Below are 1,487 nucleotides of genomic sequence, written 5' to 3' on the forward strand. Positions count from 1 at the left end.
CCTCGCTCTGCACAGAACCGGAGACACCGTGACCGAAGAGAAGAAGCGCACCCGGCAGCCCAATGGCCGCTCATCCATCTACCAGGGTGCGGACGGGAAGTGGCACGGGCGAGTGACGGTCGGCGTCCGCGACGACGGGCGGCCGGACCGGCGGCATGTGGAGCGCAAGACCCGCGCAGAGGTCACCGCCGCCGTGCGCGAGCTGGAGAAGCAGCGCGACGCGAACACCCTTCGCAAGCCCGGACGCCCGTGGACCGTCGCCATGTGGCTGACGCACTGGATCGAGAGCATCGCCCCGCTCGCGGTGAACGAGAACACGATGGTCGGGTACGGGGTTGCCGTACGGAAGCACCTGATCCCCGCCCTCGGGGCGCACCGTCTCGACAAGCTGGGCCCCGAGCACATCGAGCGCTTCTACGGGAAGATGCGGGCGAACGGGCGCAAGGCCGGGACCATCCACCAGATTCACCGCACGTTCCGTACCGCGCTCAACGAGGCCGTACGGCGCGGCCACCTCGCCCGCAATCCGGTCCAGCTCGCCAAGGCGCCCCGGCTGAACGAGGAGGAGATCGAGCCGTACACCGTCGCGGAGGTTCGCCGTCTTCTCGCCGCCGCCGACAAGCGCCGCAACTCCGCACGATGGGCCGTCGCGCTCGCGCTCGGGCTGCGGCAGGGGGAGGCGCTCGGGCTGAAATGGGACGATATCGACACGGCCCGTGGCGTCCTCTACGTGCGGCGCAGTCGCCGCCGGCCGCGCTACGCCCACGGGTGCGGCGACACCTGCGGGCGCAAGGCGGGTTACTGCCCCGAGCGGCGCCGGACCAACCCGGAGACGGCAGACACGAAGTCCCGCGCCGGGCGGCGGGCGGTGGGGCTGCCTGCCCAGCTCGGGGACCTCCTGAAGGAACACCGGGAGAAGCAGCTCACCGAACGTGCGGCGGCGGGGATGGACTGGTCGGAAGAGGGATGGGTCTTCGCCACGCCCACGGGTCGGGGGACGCCGCCGCGCACCGACTACGACGAGTGGAAGGAGCTGCTGCGCACCGCCGGCGTCCGTGACGGCCGCTTGCACGACGCCCGTCACACCGCCGCGACGGTCTTGCTCATCCTCGGAGTCTCCGAGCGTGCGGTGATGGGCCTCATGGGATGGTCCACGACGGCGATGGCCGCGCGTTACCAGCACATGGTCGACACTGTGCGCGCCGACGTGGCGCGACAGGTGGACGGACTGATCTGGACGCCGCGCGAGGAGGGGCCCGCTCAGCCCAACTGAGACGGGAACTGAGACGGAGCAGCACGAAGGGCCCGGTCCGCAATGGACCGGGCCCTTCGTCTACCTGCGGTAGCGGTGGGATTTGAACCCACGGTGACGGGTTACGCCACACTCGCTTTCGAGGCGAGCTCCTTCGGCCGCTCGGACACGCTACCGGGGGAGACTCTAGCCCATGAGGGGCCGTGGTCAGAAATCGGTTGGCGCGGGGGGTGGG

Annotated in this window: 1 protein-coding gene and 1 tRNA gene; one reads left to right on the forward strand and one right to left on the reverse strand. The window is 70.5% G+C overall.

Annotated elements, in window-relative coordinates; all coding sequences use genetic code 11:
- Window positions 1–28 precede the first annotated feature (28 nt).
- A complete protein-coding gene (locus SSBG_RS15175; RefSeq protein WP_008746990.1) occupies window positions 29–1,273 on the forward strand; it encodes a tyrosine-type recombinase/integrase in 1,245 nt (414 codons plus the stop codon).
- A gap of 67 nt (window positions 1,274–1,340) precedes the next feature.
- On the opposite strand, the gene SSBG_RS33700 is transcribed toward SSBG_RS15175, so the two are convergent.
- A tRNA-Ser gene (locus SSBG_RS33700) sits at window positions 1,341–1,428 on the reverse strand.
- Between the last annotated feature and the right edge of the window lie 59 nt (window positions 1,429–1,487).

The sequence above is a fragment of the Streptomyces sp. SPB074 genome, assembly GCF_000154905.1.
In the GTDB taxonomy this organism is placed as follows: domain Bacteria; phylum Actinomycetota; class Actinomycetes; order Streptomycetales; family Streptomycetaceae; genus Streptomyces.